Source organism: Streptomyces sp. NPDC091416 (genome assembly GCF_044756845.1).
Classification (GTDB): Bacteria; Actinomycetota; Actinomycetes; order Streptomycetales; family Streptomycetaceae; genus Streptomyces.
On record NZ_JBIVTU010000019.1, the window covers coordinates 85317 to 103742 of the forward strand.

11 protein-coding genes and 1 tRNA gene are annotated in these 18426 nt (G+C 72.0%); 6 read left to right on the top strand and 6 right to left on the bottom strand.

Features of this window, described 5'->3' with window-relative positions:
• Positions 1-13 precede the first annotated feature (13 nt).
• Positions 14-87: transfer RNA gene (locus tag ACIQMX_RS37465), tRNA-Pro, on the top strand.
• Positions 88-183: 96 nt separating this feature from the next.
• Here the strand turns inward: ACIQMX_RS37465 and ACIQMX_RS37470 are convergent.
• From ACIQMX_RS37470 to ACIQMX_RS37495, 6 genes are all read right to left on the bottom strand, one after another.
• Positions 184-5265: an SAV_2336 N-terminal domain-related protein gene (locus ACIQMX_RS37470; RefSeq protein WP_402484953.1), complete on the bottom strand. Its 5082-nt coding sequence runs from the start codon at positions 5263-5265 to the stop codon at positions 184-186.
• Positions 5258-6214 (bottom strand): MoxR family ATPase, encoded by a 957-nt coding sequence (locus ACIQMX_RS37475; protein ID WP_363076697.1) that lies wholly within the window; start codon positions 6212-6214, stop codon positions 5258-5260. Before ACIQMX_RS37475 ends, ACIQMX_RS37470 begins: the two co-directional genes overlap by 8 nt.
• Positions 6211-8274 carry a hypothetical protein gene (locus ACIQMX_RS37480; protein ID WP_402484956.1) on the bottom strand — a complete coding sequence of 688 codons (2064 nt, stop codon included), beginning with the start codon at positions 8272-8274 and terminating at the stop codon, positions 6211-6213. Before ACIQMX_RS37480 ends, ACIQMX_RS37475 begins: the two co-directional genes overlap by 4 nt.
• Positions 8271-9248 carry a hypothetical protein gene (locus tag ACIQMX_RS37485; protein ID WP_363076664.1) on the bottom strand — a complete coding sequence of 326 codons (978 nt, stop codon included), beginning with the start codon at positions 9246-9248 and terminating at the stop codon, positions 8271-8273. The genes ACIQMX_RS37480 and ACIQMX_RS37485 overlap by 4 nt, the downstream gene beginning before the upstream one ends.
• Before the next feature lie 162 nt (positions 9249-9410).
• Entirely contained in the window at positions 9411-10346 is a 936-nt protein-coding gene (locus ACIQMX_RS37490) for a formylglycine-generating enzyme family protein (RefSeq protein WP_402484959.1), read from the bottom strand.
• 41 nt (positions 10347-10387) lie between these two features.
• The gene (locus tag ACIQMX_RS37495) at positions 10388-11587 is read right to left on the bottom strand and encodes an ROK family transcriptional regulator (protein ID WP_402484962.1); all 1200 of its coding nucleotides are present in this window, start codon (positions 11585-11587) and stop codon (positions 10388-10390) included.
• 207 nt (positions 11588-11794) lie between these two features.
• Here ACIQMX_RS37495 and ACIQMX_RS37500 point away from each other — a divergent pair, with 207 nt between their 5' ends.
• Genes ACIQMX_RS37500 through ACIQMX_RS37520 form a run of 5 tightly spaced genes read left to right on the top strand, consistent with a single transcriptional unit; the run spans position 11795 to position 18207 of the window.
• Positions 11795-13282, top strand: a complete 1488-nt coding sequence (locus ACIQMX_RS37500; RefSeq protein WP_402484965.1) for a sulfatase-like hydrolase/transferase — start codon at positions 11795-11797, stop codon at positions 13280-13282.
• On the top strand, positions 13279-14136 hold the full coding sequence (locus ACIQMX_RS37505; protein ID WP_363076672.1) for an ABC transporter permease: 858 nt from the start codon (positions 13279-13281) through the stop codon (positions 14134-14136). Before ACIQMX_RS37500 ends, ACIQMX_RS37505 begins: the two co-directional genes overlap by 4 nt.
• Positions 14137-14138: 2 nt before the next feature.
• On the top strand, positions 14139-14921 hold the full coding sequence (locus tag ACIQMX_RS37510; RefSeq protein ID WP_402484969.1) for an ABC transporter ATP-binding protein: 783 nt from the start codon (positions 14139-14141) through the stop codon (positions 14919-14921).
• On the top strand, positions 14918-15943 hold the full coding sequence (locus ACIQMX_RS37515) for an aliphatic sulfonate ABC transporter substrate-binding protein (protein ID WP_402484972.1): 1026 nt from the start codon (positions 14918-14920) through the stop codon (positions 15941-15943). The genes ACIQMX_RS37510 and ACIQMX_RS37515 overlap by 4 nt, the downstream gene beginning before the upstream one ends.
• Complete coding sequence (locus ACIQMX_RS37520) at positions 15940-18207, top strand: DUF4838 domain-containing protein (protein WP_402484975.1); 2268 nt, start codon at positions 15940-15942, stop codon at positions 18205-18207. The genes ACIQMX_RS37515 and ACIQMX_RS37520 overlap by 4 nt, the downstream gene beginning before the upstream one ends.
• Positions 18208-18426 lie beyond the last annotated feature (219 nt).

Here is an 18426-nt window from a genome sequence, read left to right on the forward strand (position 1 = left end):
GGGGGACTGGCAGCGGGACGTGGCGCAGCTTGGTAGCGCACTTGACTGGGGGTCAAGGGGTCGCAGGTTCAAATCCTGTCGTCCCGACTCGAAAGAGTCGTGGACCGAGGGCCGGTATCGGAGAAATCCGGGACCGGCCCTCGGTCGTTGAGGTGTGAGCCGCCCGCGAGGTCACGCTGCGGGCTATCCCTGAGTCCGCAGCGTCCACGCCTCGATGCCGGGCGGTTCCTCGAAACCGGAGACCGAGATCCAGGCCCGTAGGGCATTCTCCTTCGTCGTGATGTAGACCGGGCAAAACGTACTGGCCGGCGGCCCGTCGTCGGCGAAGGCGATGTCGAACAGCTCCGCCGACACCACCGTGGCCACCGGGGAGCGGCCTCCCGCGTCGAGAGCGGCACGCAGCGCCGCGGAGTCCACCAGCCGGGCAGCTGTCGCGAGCGCCTGGCCGCGCAGGCCCTCCTCGTCGCGGCCGGCCTCGGCGGCGTGCAGAGCGACGCGCAGTCTCAGCTCTCCGGTCACTGCGTGTTCGTGCAGAGCGCTTTCCATGGTCCGCAGCAGATCCCGGACGAGACTGGCGCGACGGCTGTCGTGGGGGAAGAAGAGGAGCACCTCGCCGTCTCCCGCGCTGCGGCGTTCGCAGTGCACGTCCGACACGTCTCTCAGCACGGCAGCGAGCACGCCGTGCAGGGCGGTCTGCAGTCCGGCCCGGACGGCCGCCTCGGCATCGGAGCAGCCCGCGATCTCGGCGATGAGCACGACGCAGCTCCGCCCGGGGCCGGGATCACCGCCGAGCTGAGTCAGCAGCTGCTGGACACCTTCGTCCGATTCCCCGCGGTCGAATCGGGCACGGCTCCACTCAGCCGCGACCTCCACGGCCCACGGAGGCAGGTCCCGGCTCAGGTCGGTGCGCTCCAGCAGGGGGCGGAGCACGTAGCGGGCGGAGCTGTGGCGGCCATGGGCCAGCAACCAGTCGAGCGCCACCTCTCCGGCCTCCTGTGCCTCTTCCCGGGCGAGGTCCAGCCTGTACAGCAGGGCATTGAGGACGAACTGGGCGTCGCGGGTGGTGCCGTGACGCCGAAGCCACCGCATCGTCTGCTCCACTGCCGCACGTACCTCGTCGGGGCCGAGGTCGGCGCGTTGCAGCAAGGGGCGCAGGACGAATTTGGCCGACGCGTCCGTGCCGACCGCCCGGAGCCATGCGAGGCCCAGGGCGACGAACCGGGCCGGCAGCCCCGGAGGCAGGTCGTTCCTGCGCAGTGCGGCACTCAGAACGAACTGGTTCGCGCGGTGGCCGCCGTGCAGGTCCAGCCAGTTCAACGCGCGGTACGCCACGCTGTGGATCTGGTCCTGCGACAGTTCGGGGCTCTGGAGAAGGGGGCGCAGCACGAACTGTGCCGACGTACTCTCGCCGTGGACATCGAGCCACCGTACAGCGCGCTCCACGACGCGGCGGCCCTCGCTCGCGTCCAGTCCGGTGACCGTGAGAAGGGGAGCCACCACGAACGTCGCGTCCTGGATGTCTCCGTACACGTCCAGCCAGTTCAGCGCGTGGTGCACGGCCTCCGTCGTCTGCGCCCGGGACAGGCCGGTGCGCGGCAGCAGACCGTTGAGAACGTACTGGGCGCTCTCGGTACCGCTGCCGGCACGCAGCCAGGCCAGGGCCTCGTCGGCGGCGGCCCGTGCCTGCGCCGGTGACAGGTCGGTGCGCTGGAGCAGCTTGCGCAGAGCGGGAGCCGGCTTCTCCTGGCCGGGGGGCCCGCCACGGCCCGCCTGCGCGGAATCGGCGAGAGCGCGGAAGCGTTCGGCATGCTCCACGTCGCCGCGTTCGTCCGCGGCCCGGACGATGGCCTCCAGGTCCGGCGCGGACGCGTGGTCGGCCAGGGCGTTCCACAGACTCTCGGGCGGGACGAGACGGCCGCGGCGCTCACGTCCGAACCGCGCGATGTCGTCCGAGAGCCGGAAGTACAGCTGTGAGCCGGACCCCGGTGGCACGACGGGCAGGCCCAGGCCGGCCAGGGCGGCGACCGGGACATCCCCCGGAATGGACGGGGCCGATGCGGTGCGCAGGTAGTCCCTGGCCGCCTCCGAGAGGAGCGTGCCGGACATCAGCGGGCCGTGTCCGCAGCGGCAGGCGTCGACCGCGGCGTCCACGACGGCCCGCGCGACACCCGTTCCGGAGAGATACCTCTCGATCACGTCATGGGCCTGCGGCGCCCGCACTTCGAGGATCAGGTTCTCCTCGCACAGGGTGCGCGCCTGTGCGTGGGGATCGTCGTCGGCAGCCGGGGGGACGGTCGTCAGGTCGGTCCATTCCTCGGTCCTCAGTGATCCCAGTACGAGTACGGGACCGCGGTCGGCCGCGTGCAGGAGCGTCCTCAATCCGGCCGCGACGCGCTCGCCGCGGCCGCCGTCCGACCGGTCCAGGAGGTAGCGGTCCGCATTGTCCAGCCAGACCACCGTGCGCGGGCGGATCGTGGACGGGCTGTCCAGGCAGGCTTCCAGCTCGGCAACGGAGTCCGGTTCCCACAGCCACCAGTCGCCCGGCAGCAGGCGCGCGGCCTCAACGCTCGACCGGCTCTTGCCGGAGCCGGGCGGCCCCACGAGCAGCGCCATCACGCTCGCCCCGGCGGCGCAGTCCCGCACGACGTCCCGGAACCGCAGGTCGGTGTCGCGCACGTGATACGCGGGCAGATCCAGTCGCTCGGCGCCCGCGACGAGTTCGGCCACGGGACGGCCGAGCCGTGAGCGTCCGCCGGACGACCCGCCGCCCCGCCGCTTCTCCGCCGCGGCGGCGTGATGCCGCAGCGCGGCGAGCCGGAACAGCGAGCGGCCGGCGTCGGCCTCCGGATCCGCCCGTGCGACGAGATGGCGCGTCAGCCAGTCGAACGCCTCCGTGTCCTTGGGAACGCTCTGTCCGGTGAACCACTCGTACAGCGTGGTGGACCGCAGGATCACGGGAGGCGACTCCTGGGCGGCCTGCCTGATCAGCTCCGAGTGTGTCGGGCTGCCGGCCCGGCCGTGCAGTGCCCGCAGGGCGTCCGCGAGCTCGGCCGGGCTGTCGGACGGAGCGGCTCCGTACAGGGTCTGGAGGCGGATCACGATCACCACGCCCGGCCGGGTACCCTCCCGCCCGACCACCGCGACGCACCTCTCCAGAGGCACGAGGCCGTCGGGCTTGTCCGACTCGTCGAGCACCACCACGAACTCGACCGGAGCGAGCGCGGGCGTGCCCGCCAGGGCGGCTTCCACGGCGTGCGCATCCGACTGCGCCGCGGCCAGGGCGACCGTGAGGTAGAGGTGCCCACCGGGGACGTGCCACCGCATGTCCCGGCCGGTCACGTCGTCCGCCGGGAGGACTTCCATGCTGACGGGCCCGGTGGAGACGTACCCCTGGGCCAGGCTTCGCAGGACATCTGCGAGCGTGAGCGGGCTGCCGCGCAGCCCGCGGAGGCGGTCGAAGGCTGTCTCCTGCCCCGGCAGGAGTCCCGGGGGAGCGGGCAGATACGGGCGGGCGTGGTCGAGCAGCTCCCGCAGCACGATTTCGGCGTCGCGGAGCAGGTCGTCGGCCGCAGGGCCCAGCAGAGCCCGCGTGCTCTTCCTGACCTTCTGCACGACGGCCGACCACTCGTCCGCCGGACCGGTCGCCCGGTCTTCGCCCGCGCCAGGACGCACGTCCTCCGCCTCCGCCCGCGCGTCGGCTGCCGCGCCCCCGCCCCCGGCCGGGCGCGAGGAGGACGCGACGGAGTCCGCCAACGACGATTCCTCCACCGGGAGTTCGGTCGTCGCGCGCACGTCGTGCAGAACGGCCGCTATGCCCTGCGGGGAATACGGCCGCGCTGCGGCGTGGCGGCCGAAAGCGGCTCGGGCCTGCCACGCGTCGTGGGTCGTCAGATGTGTCCGCAGATATGTCCGGGCGGACGTGTGCAGGGCCAGCACCGGATCACCGTCCGGGACGCGTCGTACCGCGAACAGGCCGCTGGTCAGGACCTCGGCGAGATCGGCGTACGCGGCCTCGGGCACTGCCTGGTCGCGCAGTACGTGCAGCAGGGGAAGGGGCATTTCCGGCACCACGGAGCAGAGGACGGCCAGTCGTACGGCGGGCGCCGGTGCCGTATGCGCGAATGCTTCCGCCAGCAGAGCGGGATCGGACGGGGCCGGAGCCGGGCCGGTACGCCCCCGGGGAAGGCGGCCGGTGGCGGGCACGAGGACGGCGCCGCAGCCGGTGGGGTCGGCGCGCATCAGTGTGCTCGCCCAGGCACCCAGGGAGTGCGGGGTGCACGACACGACGGGCAGAGCGGCCCACGGCCCCGCCGTCCGCTCCTCGTCCTCACGGGGTCTGAGCCGGGGCGGCACCGTGAAGCGGAGGGAGCCGTTGTGACCGCCGGCCCGGCCGCCGGTCACGCGTACGGCGGGAAGGTTCAGGGCGGAGCGGCGCCACAGACGCGGAGGCAGCGGGTCGAGCAGGGCCACCGGGATCTGCCTGCCCCATTCGCGCAGGAGCAGCCAGGGCGCAGGGTCGTGCCAGCCGCGGGCGGCACAGTCGGAGAGCACCAGGACCAGTCTCCTGCCCTGAGTGCCGCTTCCGTGGTGGGGGACGCGCGCACTCGGGACCTCGCGGCCGTGGTGATCGAGCACGCGAGGCTCGGCGCCCTGCCACTCCAGGCGCCAGGTGTGGACGGCGCGGAAACCTCCCAGAGTGTTCAGGAGCCGGATCACCGCGCGTGAGGTCTCCTCCCACACGCTCATGCTCAGGGAGGAGTCGACCAGGACGACCGCCTCGAACCAGGGCTCCGGAGCAGGGCGGAACAGCGGCACCAGGGGACCACCGCGCGCGTAGTGCTCCACGGTGGCCTCGATGTCCAGCCTGTTGCGCCCGCCACGCCGCCACGGCCGGCGGAACGGCTGGATCGCACGACCGACGGCAAGGGCGTCCGGCAGCGGATCGGCACGTCCCAGGGACAGCGGAACACCCCGCACCGTGGTGTCCGACCCGGACCGGCGCAGGGACAATTCCGTCCTCCCCGGGCCCGGCGCACCGGCGGTCCGTGCGTCCTGCGGGGCCTTCCCGTGAGCAGGCACCGCCTCTCCGGGCGCCGGGTCCGGTGCCGTCCCGCCGGCCACCGCGGCCGCCGACGGTTCGGTTCCTTCTCCGACGACACCGGAGGCCGCCAGCCACACCGCGTCGGCGAGCGTGCTCGCGTCGGCGCCGTCGGGCAGCGGCACCTGGCTCAGCGCCCGGAGAAGGCGGGCCAGGGCGTCAGACACGGGAGAGTTCACGCAGGATCAGCTTGCGCAGCTCCTTGTACTGGTCCGGCCCGGGTGCGTGGCCGCCGCTGAGCAGGGCCACGGCGTTCAGCAGCTGGTCGATGGCCAGGTGCTCGCCGGACCTGACACGACCGGCGAACAGAGTGATGACCTCTTCGGCGCCGCTCGGCAGCTCGTCGAAGTGAGCCCTGACGATGCCCTCGAGCAGTTCGTCGTCCAGCGGACGCATGGTGTAGCGGATGCACCGCCGCAGGAAGGCCGGTGAGAAGTCCCGTTCGTTGTTGCTGGTCAGGAGGATGAACGGGAACTGTGTGCACCGTACCCGACCGCGTTCGACGGAGTGCTCCTCGTCGCTCTGCCACTGACGGACCCGGACCCGGGGGCGGCGGTACCGCACGAGCTCGGGGATCTCGAACTCCCCGCGCTCCAGCACTTCCAGCAGATCGCTGGGCAGATCCAGATCGCTCTTGTCGATCTCGTCGATCAGCAGGGCACGAGGCCGGTCCCCCGGCAGCAGAGCGGTACCCAGAGGGCCCAGTTGGAGGAACGGGGAGATGTCGTCCCTGCTGCGTCCGTGCCCCGCCCGGCCCGTGCGGCCCTGCGGCATGGCCGCACGCAGGCTCTGGGCGTGGATGCGCCCCAGCGCGTCGTAACGGTAGAGGGCTTCCGTCAGCGAGCTGCGGGAGGTGATGTGCCAGCGCAGCACGGGACCGAGGCCCAGCTCGTGAGCCACCTGCTCGATCACGGTGGACTTGCCGGATCCCGCAGGCCCGCTGACGAGGAGCGGTCGTCGCAGGTGCAGGGCGGTGTTGACCGCGTCGGTCAGACCGGGCGGTGGCTGATACTGCCGGTGCTGCGGCGTACGGGGGAACGTGCGCCACGGGGGCGGATCGGCCAGCGGAGTGTCCCGCTGCTCACCGTCGCCTCGGTAATAGGGCTTCCAGCTCACCATTCCTCCTCGGGGCCGACCACGACGCGTTGTTCGAAGGGTCGGCAGAACTCCAGCCAGGCCTCGTCGTGCCAGACGGCGCGTACGTCTCCCAGACACGCTTCGCAGCCCTCGTGCTCCCGGGCCCACCGCTGCCGGTAGGCGGCGGGCAGGCCGTCCGGAAGGCTGTGCCAGTGCTGCCGCACCAGGGACGGCAGTGCTCCGGCCGTCCGGGTGCCCGGTCGCGGCCACAGGATGATCGGGGCGTAGGGCAGCAGTTGCTCCAGGGCGTCCTGCAAGGTGTCGGGATGATGGTCGAGCCCGACGGCGGTGTCGTACCGGCCGGTCATGAGGCCCCGTTCGAGCCCCTGCCGGTCGTCCAGGACCGACACCCCGATCCACTCCACCGACACGGCGCCGCAGGAGGCCATGGCGCGCAGCGCCTTGCGGGCGGCGTCGTTCATCTCGGCGTTCTCCTCGGCCGGGTCCATCCGGCCGCTCCACCGGACCACGACGTCGTGGTTGACCCCGAGCAACCGGCGACCGACCCGTTCCTCCTCGGGCTGCCAGCGCGCCAGAAGGTGGGCGGGGGCCGCGACGTCCACATTGACCAGCTGTTCAGGCGACGGCAGCCGGCCACGCGCCCATGCCAGTACGGCACCGATCGCCCGGCCCGTGCCCAGGCGGTCCGCCGACTCGCACCGGAAGCGGTGGTGCACCGGCAGTCGCTCCCCGGTGCCGACCAGCCAGGCGTCCACCTCCTCCGGCCAGTCGGTCAGCGCACCGGCCAGGCTGACGACGAGACGGAGCTCCCCCTGCTGCTGCTTCCGCGCCAGTTCCGTCCGGGCATCGTTGAACTCGGTGACGGCCCCCAGCTCACCGGCCCAGCTCCGCAGCCGTGCCACGACGTCCGCACTGCCGGACAGTTCGGCCAGCGCCGCGACGAACCGCGTGGGCGCCTTCCATCGGGGCTCATCGACGCCCGACGCGCGCAGCGCCGCGTACTCGACCAGGCCACGCAGGAGCTGGGCACCTTCCGCCTCCGGGGGCAGCCCCGCCAACTGGCGTGCCTCGCGCAGCAGATCGCTGGTGAGGACGTCGGCGAGCACCGTGTTCAGGAGCGACACCGTATCGGCACAGGTGAGGAGCGTCTCCACCACCTGGATGACACGGTCGCGCCACTGCGGGTCGGCCGTGTCATCGATCTGGCCCTCACGGGCGAACGTGTACAGCTCATCGAGGTCCCCGCGGGTCCGGGGGGTCGGCAGCCGCATGTCCGCCCGCCACATCGACACGGCCTGTTCGAGGTCCGCCATGCCCGCCGGCCCGACCACTGCGCCACCGGCTCCGGGAGCGGAGCGCACATTGCGGGCCAGCCAGAGCCCCTCGGCGACGAAGGGGTCGTTGTCGTACTCGAACCTTCCGATGGCCTGACCTGTGACCCGGCCGCGAAGGTTCTCGATGAGCAGCGCGTCCGCGTACACCGTGGTGTGTGCTCCGCCGATGCCCTCCCGCAACGCCGCGACCAGAGCGAAGCTCAGGCGCATGTCACGGGCTTCCTGGCCGGCGGCCGCGGCGGTGACGACGGACATCCTCGTACGGCCGGCTCTGACTCCGCCCGTGATCCGGCGCATGTCCGGCATGCCTCCCGTCGCGTGGCAGGTGTCGACAAGGGCGATCACGCCCTCGACCCCGGGCTCGTCGACGGCGTCCGTGAGTAACTGGCCCACGTTCAACGCGGAGATGGTGCTCCCGGTCGTGGAGCCGGCGGCCATGAAGTACAGGTCGGCCTGGAGCGGAGGAGTGAAGCCGTGTCCGAGCAGTGCCAGTACCAGCACCGCGTTGTCCTCCCGCGCGCACCGGACCGCCTCGCGCACGGCGGCACGGACGTCCTCGGTGGAGAGCGCCGAACCGAGCAGGAGCGAGCCGTGGGCGCCGGTGCGGGGGGTGCACGCCCCGAGTGCCGGGGTCGTCAGCACATCGTGCAGGGCCCGGGCGGCCTCCTCCAGCCGCGACAGCCTGCGCATGGCCGTGCACTGCGCACCCACGACCAGCACATGCCGGCGTTGCTCGTCGGTCACCTCTTCAGCGCTTCGACCAAGGGACCGGCGACCTCCGGCTGCCGGAGGTACTTCGTCGCGGTGTGGACCCACAGACCGTCGGAGTCCACCCGGCCGGTCACCGGCACGACCCCCGCCGCGTTGGGCAGCATCCACTTGTCGAGGCGCGGCCGGCCCACCACCACGTCGTCGCGGTCCCAGAAGTTCAGCCACCGCTCGACGCGGTCGGGGGTGCGGGGCGGCTGCGGCACCAGCCGTTGCAGGACCGCCGCCCCGGTGGCCAGTGGCGACCCCAGCGTCATGAGCAGCGGAACCGGCCCCTTGTGTTCGCGCAGCGCCTCGAACGCGACCACGGTGCCCAGCGAGTGGCTCACCACGATCAGCGGCCGGCCGGGATCCGTCCCCTCCAGCACCCGCTCGCGGATCCGGACGTCCAGGGTGCGCCGGCTGCCGTCGGCCTCCCGCCTGCGGAGGTAGCGCCCGACCTGGGCCAGGTGCCACAGCAACGGTGTGCCGCTCGCCCACTGCGCGCATCCCCGCAGTCCCGGCATCTGCAACAAGGTCGTCAGAACCTGCCCGAGTACCCGGAACGGCTCCCCGGCGCCCTGCTCCTCGGTCCCGTCCTCGCCCGGCAGCTGAGCACGGGCGTCCTCGGCGACGGCAGCCGTCCGCCGGTCTCCCCGTTCCGCGGCCTGCCGGGCGAGCTCGTCGACCAGTGACGCGACGAACTCGGTCATGAAGGCGGCGTCCTCCTGCTCCTCGAGTGTCCAGGGCCCGTCGCCCTGGGCCTCGGCGTCCGTGAACAGGTCGCTGTAGTCGGCGAAGCGCACCTCCGCCAGCCAGCCCTGCGTCAGCCCGGAGACCGCGTCGGCGTGCCCGGCCGCGCGTGCTCCCTCGGCCAGCGCCACGAGCCACTCACGCCGTTCGCCGGCGGCGTCGCGCGGACCGCCGATCCCATGGACGAACACCAGTTGAGGAGTGCCCGAAACGCTCACTCGTGCCCCCGAAGTACCTTGCGCCGACTATCGGATGAACCTTAGCGACAACTCGCCGTCCCGGGGCGTGAATCGGTCAGGTGACGGACCGTCCGGCCGTGCGGCGGGAATCGCGCCCCTTCCCGCCCGTGCCGCGGTTCACCGGGCGCCGGTACTCCGCTGTCAGGGCCGCACCGACACCGCGCAGCGGAATCCCCCGTGTCCGGTCGTGCTGTCCGGGGTGTTGGAGGTCCGTGCGGCGATCCGGTAGCGGTTGCAGTACGAGCGGTGGCACAGGTAGGAACCGCCGCGCAGCACGCGGTTCTCGCCGTGCGGTGGTCCGGCCGGGTCCGAGCGGGTCTCCGGCCGGGCTTCGGCGTGCCAGTCGGCGCTGAACCGGTCGGCGCACCACTCCCACACGTTGCCCGAGGTGTTGTACAGGCCGAAGCCGTTGGGTGCGTACGCCTTGGCGGGCGCGGTCCCGGCGATCCCGCTCTCGCGCGTGTCGCGTACGGGGAAGTCACCCTGCCAGATGTTGCAGCGGTGCCGGCCGTTCGGCGTCAGCGTGTCGCCCCAGGGAAAGCGCGCCCGGACGAGTCCGCCGCGGGCCGCCTTCTCCCACTCGGCCTCGGTCGGCAGCCGCTTGCCCGCCCAGCGGGCGTACGCCGTGGCGTCGTTCCACGACATGTGGACCACCGGGTGGTCGCGGCGGTCGCCGATCGAGGTGCCCGGGCCTTCGGGGGCCCGCCAGTGCGCACCGGCCACCGCGCGCCACCAGGGGGCGCCCGGTACGGTGCCCGGCAGCACGGCGTGCCGGGCCTCCTGCGGGACGAACGAGCCGAACACATAGGACCAGCCGATGAGTTCGGCCTCCGTGCGATAGCCGGTGGCCTTGACGAAGACGGCGAAACGGGCGTTGGTGACGCACGCCGCGTCGATGTGGAACGGGGCGAGCGTGACCTCCCGTACGGGCCCCTCGCCGTCGGCCGGGAACGCGTCCTCGTCCTCGCCGCCCATCAGGAACGGGCCGCCGGGCACCGCCACCATGCCTCGGAGCAGTTGGGCGGGACGGCGCTCGGGGACGGCGAAGTCCGCCGGGGGAGCGGTTGCGGCGGTCATGGCCTGTGCGGTGCTCCCGCGGGCGGGCCCGCAGCAGGCGCTCACCGCGAGACCCCCGGGTCCAGCAGCTCCGCCAGGTCCTGGCCGGTGGTGCGCAGCAGCAGGGCCACCCCGCCGAGCGCGGCCGCGTCGCCGCCCAGCGTGGAGCCGCGCACCTCGATCGTGCGGGGGGCGGACGGCAGGGAGAGCGTGGCCAGCTGTTCGCGGATCGGGGTGAGGACGAGCGCGTCGAGGGCCGCCGGTTCCCCGTAGACGACGATGCACTCGGGGTCGACCTGCGCGGCGAGCGCGGCGAGTACCCGCCCTGCCACGACGGCGGCGTTCCGGATCACCTCGGCGGTCTCCGGACTGCCCTCGGTCGCGAGGGCGATCAGTTCCGCGGCGTCCGTGGCGCCAACTCCGCGATCGGCGCAGGCGGCGAGCAGCGCCGGGATGGAGATGAGACCCTCCAGGCAGCCCCGGCCCCCGCAGTGGCAGGGCTTTCCCTCGGGGGCGCAGCTGGTGTGGCCGATCTCCCCGGCGGTGCCGTGGGCGCCGTGCACCAGCGCGCCGTTGACGACGAGCCCGCCGCCGACCCCTTCGGACCAGCGCAGGTACACGGCGTTGTCGATCCCGCGTGCCGCACCCCAGGTCACCTCGGCGAGGGCCGCGAGCCGGGAGTTGTTGTCGGTGAGCACGGGGGCGTCGAAGTGCCGGCCCAGCTCCTCGGCGACATGGCCCGCGAACGGCGTCATGGTGTGCGGGTCACCGGAGGCCGGGTTCTGGACGAAGCCGGGGAGACCGAGACCGATGCCCGCGACGGGGGCGAGGCTGATGTTCTCGCGCCGCACCAGCTCCTCGACGGCGCGGATCGCCTGTGAGGCGCGTTCGGCCGCGCCGCTGTCCGCCGGGACGGGGGCGCTGTGGCGGCCGACGATCTCATGGGCGCAGTTGGCCACGACCACATGGATGTGGTGGCGCTGGAGATCGATGCCGATCAGCTCGGCGCCGCGCGAGTTGAGCGAGACCTCCAGGGCCGGCCTGCCGCGGCCGCGCGGCTGCTCCGAGTCGGGGGCCGGCTGCTCGACGACGGCCTTGCGCTCCAGCAGATCGGACACGATCGCGAACAGGGTGGTGCGGGAGAGGCCGACCCGCGCCTTCAGCTCGCTACGGCTCAGCGCGCCCGACCTGCGCAGTTCACCGAGTACGGCGGCTTCGTTGGCCCTGCGCAGGCGCTGGAGGGCATCGGTGCGTTCCGTCATGGACGCATGGTCGATCGGTCAAGGGGTTTCTGTCAACGCGCCGGACGAATTCACACAATGTTTATTCCCAAGGGTTGACGTAAAAAAGCCGCCGTCCTTACAGTTCCGGTCAATTGCCTGCACCGGCACGTGCCGGGGCATCGCCGGACCCGCGTGCCGGACGGCTCCCCGTCAGCACCGTGAGCGACCACCGAAAGGGCGGCCCGAGTGGCTCCGCGCAACGTCCTGTTCCTGATGACCGACCAGCACCGGGCCGACACCCTGGGCTGCTACGGCAACCCGCTCGTCGACACCCCCGCCCTGGACGCCCTGGCGGCCGGGGGAACCCGCTTCGACCGCTTCTACACCCCGACCGCGATCTGCACCCCGGCCCGCGCCTCGCTGGCCACCGGACTCCACCCGTTCCGCCACGGCATGCTGAACAACCCCGAGCGCAACGGCGGGAGCAAGGACGAGCTCTCCGACGACGACCCCATGCTCTGGAGCCAGTTGGCGGACCGGGGGTACTCGGTGGGCCATGTCGGAAAATGGCACATCGGCCGCGAGCGCGGTCCCGAGTTCTACGGCCTGGACGGCGAGCACCTGCCCGGTGCCCTCAACCCCGTCCACCACCCCTCGTACGAGAAGTGGCTGGAGGAGAACGGCTTCCCGCCCTTCTCGGTGAGCGAACCCGTCTTCGGCACAGCGGCCAACGGCACCGGACGCGGCCATCTCATCGCCGGACGGCTCCAGCAGCCCGCCGAGGCCACCATCGAGGCCTTCCTCACCGACCGCACGCTCGGCCTGCTCGACCGCTACGCCACCGAGTGGAAGGCGAACGGCACCCCGTTCATGCTCTCCTGCCACTGGTACGGCCCGCACCTGCCGTACCTGATCCCCGACAGCTACTACGACCTGTACGACCCCGCCGACGTACCCCTGCCCGCCTCGATGGCCGAGACCTTCGCCGGGAAGCCCGAGGTGCAGCGCCAGTACAGCGCCTACTGGTCCTCGGACGACTTCGACGCCGCCGCCTGGCGCAAGCTCATCGCCGTCTACTGGGGCTACGTCACGATGATCGACCACCAGGCGGGCCGGCTGATCGAGGCACTCAAGGGCCACGGTCTGTGGGACGACACGGCGGTCTTCTTCACCGCCGACCACGGCGAGTTCACCGGCGCCCACCGGCTCAACGACAAGGGCCCGGCGATGTACGAGGACATCTACCGCATCCCCGGCATCGCCCGTGTCCCCGGCGCCCCCGCCCAGGTCTGCGACGCATTCGCCTCCCTCATCGACCTCAACCCGACGATTCTCGAACTGGCGGGGGCCCCCGTGCCCGAGTTGTGCGACGGCACCAGTCTGCTGCCGCTGCTGAACGGGGCCGATCCGGGAGGCACCCGGGACGAGATCGTCGCCGAGTTCCACGGCCACCACTTCCCGTACTCCCAGCGCATGCTCCGCGACCGGCGCCACAAGCTGGTGCACAACCCGGAGAGCGTGCACGAGCTGTACGACCTGGAGACCGACCCGCACGAACTGCACAACGTGTACGAAGCGCCCGCCTACGCCGCGGTCCGGCGCGACCTCACCGTCCGGCTCTACCGCGAACTCCTGCGCCGCGGCGACCCGGCCTACACCTGGATGAGCTACATGGCCGACATCGGCGGCGACCGGGCGGCGGACGTCGACGGCGTCGCGGAGGAAGTGGCATGAAGACACCCGTCGACGCTCCGGCGGAGCACCGGGCCGGGCGCGCGGCCCCGGAAGAGGCCACCCGGCCAAGGCGCGCGGGCAGCACGGGGAAGAAGGCGCGGGGAACGGGCCGGCTCGCCGCCCTCCTGCTCGGCCTCGCCTCCGCCGCGCTGGGACTGCTCGTCTGGGTGGTGCTCGCGAACAGCGGTATCGAGGGCTTCCCCGGTCCGGTCGTCGTGGCCCGCCGCGCGGGTGAACTCATCGCCGACGGCACGCTCTTCGAGGACGCGGGCGCCAGCCTGAAGCGTGTCCTCATCGGCTATGTCCTCGGTGTCGTGCTCGCGGTGCCCGTCGGCTTCGTCATGGGCTGGTACCCCGTCGTCCGCAGGCTGATCGAGCCGTGGCTGCAGTTCTTCCGCATGGTGCCGCCGCTCGCGATCATCCCGCTCGCCATCGTCCTCATGGGCATCGACGAGACACCGAAGATCTTCGTGATCTTCCTTGCCTCGTTCCTGTCCTCGGTCGTCTCCACCTTCCAGGGCGTCGTCGCCGTCGACGTCACCCTCGTCAACGCGGCCCGGGTGCTCGGTGCCCGCGACCCGCAGGTCTTCCTGGGCGTCGTCGTGCCGGCCTCCACACCGTTCATCCTCGTCGGCATGCGGATCGGCCTCGGAGCCTCCTGGGCGACCGTCGTCGCCGCCGAACTCATCGCGGCCCAGGGCGGGCTGGGGTTCCGGATGCAGCAGGCGCAGCTCTACTACGACCTGCCGACCATCTTCGTCCAGCTGATCGCGATCGGAGCGATCGGACTCGCCATGGACCGGCTGCTGCTCGTCGCCGAGCGCAGGCTCACCCACTGGCAGGAACGGCGGTAACCATGCCCACCATCCAATTCAACGACGTGACACGGGACTTCGCGGTCAAGGACGGCGACTTCCTGGCCCTGGACCGGGTGAACCTCGACATCGAGGACGGCGAGTTCGTCACCGTCGTCGGCCCGTCCGGCTGCGGCAAGAGCACCCTGATGAACATCGCCGCCGGCCTTCTCGACGCCACCGGCGGCGAAGTCACCGTGGACGGAGCGCCTGTCCACGGCCCGGCCCCCGAACGGGGCGTCATCTTCCAGCAGTACGCGCTCTTCCCCTGGATGACGGTGGCCGCCAACGTCGAGTACGGGCTCAAGGTCGCGGGCGTCAAGAAGGCGGAGCGCCGGCGCCGGGCCCGCGAGGTCATCGATCTCGTCGGCCTCACGGACTTCGCCGGCTCCCTGCCCAAGACCCTGTCCGGCGGCATGAAACAGCGCTGCGCCATCGCCCGCGCCTACGCCGTGGACCCCAAGGTCCTGCTCATGGACGAACCCTTCGGTGCGCTCGACTCCCTCACCCGGGTCCGGATGCAGGAGTCGCTCCTCGACACCTGGGGCCGCGACCGGCGCACCGTCATGTTCATCACCCACGACGTCGACGAGGCGGTCTTCCTCGCCAACCGCGTCGTCGTCATGGCGGCCCGGCCCGGCCGTATCCACACGATCATCCCGGTCACGCTGCCCTATCCGCGGACCGAGGAACAGCGTCTGTCGCCCGAGTTCGCCGAACTGCGTGCCCAGGTGTGGCACGCCGTCCACCACCAGCCCGCCCCGCTCGAAGGAATGGTGTCATGAAGCCGATCCCCGCCGTCCGCCGCCGAACCGCCGGTCTGCTCATGGCCCTGGCGCTCGTCTCCACCGCCACCGCCTGCGGGGACGACTCCGCGGACGCCGCAGGCGGAGCGCAGAAGGTGAAGTTCGGCTACATCGCCGACTACAGCGGATCCGTCGCACTGGCCGTCGCCCAGAAGCAGGGGCTGTGGAAGAAGGCGGGCATCGCTCCCGACCTGAGGGTCTTCACCAACGGACCGCTCCAGGTCACCGCTCTGGGAACCGGTGACCTCGACTTCGGCTACCTCGGCCCCGGTGCGCTGTGGCTGCCCGCCTCCGGCCGCGCCTCCATCGTCTCGGTCAACATGCTGGGCCTCGCCGACCGCGTCATCGCCCGGCCCGGTTCCGGCATCGAGAAGCCGGCCGACCTCAAGGGCAAGAAGGTGGCCGTCGCCGAAGGCACCTCGGGCGACATGATCCTCGACCTCGCTCTGAACGAGGCCGGCCTGAAGCCGGACGACATCACGAAGGTCGCCATGGACGCCTCGACCGTCGTCACGGCGTTCTCCTCCGGTCAGGTCGACGCGGCCGCCACCTGGTATCCGCTGATCGACACGATGAAGAAGAAGGTCCCCGGCCTCAAGGAGATCAGCCGGACGCAGGACTACTACCCGAGGATGACCTTCCCCAACGTCTTCGTCACCCAGCCGAAGCTGGCCTCCGGCAACCCCGCACTCGTCAAGAAGGTGACCGGGGTGCTCAAGGAGGCCGGTGACTGGATCGCGGCACACCCCGGGGAGTCGGAGACCGTCGCCGCCGACTTCCTGAAGCTGCCGGCCGACCGGCTCAAGGGCTCCACCACGTACGTGAAGATCCTTCCCTCGGCCGAGCTCGCCAAGCTCACCCAGGACGGCACGGTCGCCGGCTGGTTCGACCAACTGGCCGGCGTATTCAGCCGGATGGGAAAGCTACCGAAGGCGGGCAAGGCCTCGGACTACTACCTCGGTGACCTGTACACCGCAGCCGGAAAGGCGGACCGCTCATGAACGACGCCTCGCACGGAGACCGCACCACCGCACCCGGCGCAGTGAGACGGCGCGGATTCCTCGTGGGATCGGCAGGCCTGGCGGGCGCCGTCCTGCTGCCCGGAGTCACCGCCGCCGAAGCCGCGGCGGCACCGGCCGGCGCCTCCCTCAAGGTGGCATCCGGCGGCCGGGCGAGAGCCGCGGTGCTCTGGTGGGGCGGTGGCAGCGCGGAGTTCGCCGCCACCGAACTCCGCGACTACCTCCACCGGATCACCGGTGCCCGGCTCCCGCTGCGCAGGGTCGCCGATCCCGGTGCCGCCCGGCCCGAGGGCGTCACCGGCCTGGTGGCCCTGCATGCCGGAACCGGCGGAGGAACCGGCATACCCGGGGCCCGGCTCGCGGACGCCGGCCGGGAACTCGCCGGCGCGCCGGAGGACTCCTTCACGCTCCTCGGCGACGACACCTGCGTCCTGCTGACCGGCCAGGGCGACCGGGCGCCGCTGTACGCCGTCTACGCGCTCCTGGAACGGGCCGGCGTGCGCTTCTTCGCTCCGGCCTTCCCCGCGTACGAGGGCCATCACGAGTACGTACCGAAGGCCCGCGCCCTGAGCCTCCCCGCCGTCCGCCTCACCGACCGTCCGGGTTCGCAGCTGCGGCGGCAGTACGCCGAGGAGGGCTTCAGCCACACCGCGAAGAGCCTGCCGCCGCTGCTCGACTGGATGGCGAAGAACCGCCTCAACACGTTCGTCTTCCCGACCGACTACCTGGGCCTCGGCGTCACCACATACGACGGAGTACGGGACGTCCTGGTTCGCGAGGCCGGAAAGCGCGGCCTGCGCGTCGAGACCGGCGGCCACGGCTACGACAGCTTCCTGCCGAAGGCCGGCCACCCGCAGTTCTACGAGTCCGGCGGTCCGCTGTTCGACATCTACAACCCCGAGGCCCTGGACGCGTACGTGGCCAAGGTCCTGGCCTTCCTGCGGGAGCGTCCGGAGATCACCGTCTTCGACTGCTGGCCGCCGGACGTCGGAGCCTTCCAGAAGCCCATCCTCGACCGCTACGGAAGCCCGGCCAACGCGGAGTCGGTGGTCGTCAACGAACTGGTCCGGGTGCTGCGCCGGGAACTGCCCGGGGTCCGGGTCGAACGGATCGCGTACGCCTCCACCGTGCAGCCGCCCGACCCGGAGTACGCGAGCGACCCCGAGGTCATCGTGGACTTCGCCGCGTACTCCCGGAACTACGACGGTCACCTGGGCGACCCCGCGACCGGGGCCAACGTCCCCTTCGCGAAGGCGCTGCGGGCCTGGCGCACCACGCACCGCGGACCGCTGGCGATGTACGAGTACTACCGGCGCTACCGCTGGCGCAGCCTGCCGGTGCACCCGCTCGCCACCCTCGCGGGCGACGTCGGTTTCGAGGCGGGTCTGGGGATCGACGGCTACGGGATGTACAGCGAGCCGGGCGACTGGATCACGTACGAACACGTCCAGAGCCTCTTCGCCGCGCTGGCCTGGGACAGCACCCTGGACGCCGGCGCCTTCCTCGACGGCTACCTCCGGGCGCGTTTCGGCGCGGACGCGGCAGCCGCGACGGGGCGCTACTACGACCTCACGCGCTTCGACCCGGACACCCACGGCCCGGCCGTACTCGCCACGCACTACACGCAGGCCCGTGCGGCCCTGCGGGAGGCGGCCGGGCAGGCGTCCGGTGCGGCGGCGCGCACCCTGCTCGACCGGCTGACCCGCAACCTCGACATCGCCCTGGCCGACATGAGGATCGGCCTGGCTCCGGCGGGCAGCGCAGAACTCGACACCGCCCGCCAGGAATACCGGGCGCTCGTCCACCGCAACCGGTTCAACGGCGTCTGCCTGCCCAACATGCAGGCCTGGTGGCGATGGAACGGTCCGCAGGGCCAGGCACCGTACGACGACGCGCGGATCCGTCAGGCGGTCGTCGACACCTACGCGAGCCCGGCGGCGGGCTTCGGCAACCCGGGCCTCCTCGTGCTCGAACCGGCCGGCGACTCCGTGGCCCTCGACGTGGAGGTCCAGGACGTCGACTTCACCGGCCACACCGTCCACTGGTCGGCCACGGCGCCGGAAGGCGTCCTCGTGGAGCCGGCGGGCGGCACGCTGGCGGTCCGCGGGACCTGGGGCGGGATCCAGCGTGTGGCGGTGCGTGCCACCGCTGACGCGGCATCCGGCAGGCAGCGGATCACCTTGGACTTCCGGCTCGCCGACGGGACGCGACTGGTCCCCGCCGAAGTGACGGTCGGCGTCGGCTGACGCCTTCCGCCTCACCACCGACTTCAGCGGCGTCCGCGCCGTCGTCCGTCTCCCGGCCGTGGGCCGGGCAGGAGGGCGTGCCCGCCCCGGCAGCCGTCGGGGCGGGGCCGGCCGGGGCCCCCCCCCCCACCCGACGAGCATTGGGACGGTAGGCCCGAGGATATCCCTTTTTGGGGGGGTCAGGTCCGACAAGTGGCGCGAAGACCAGACACCGGCGCC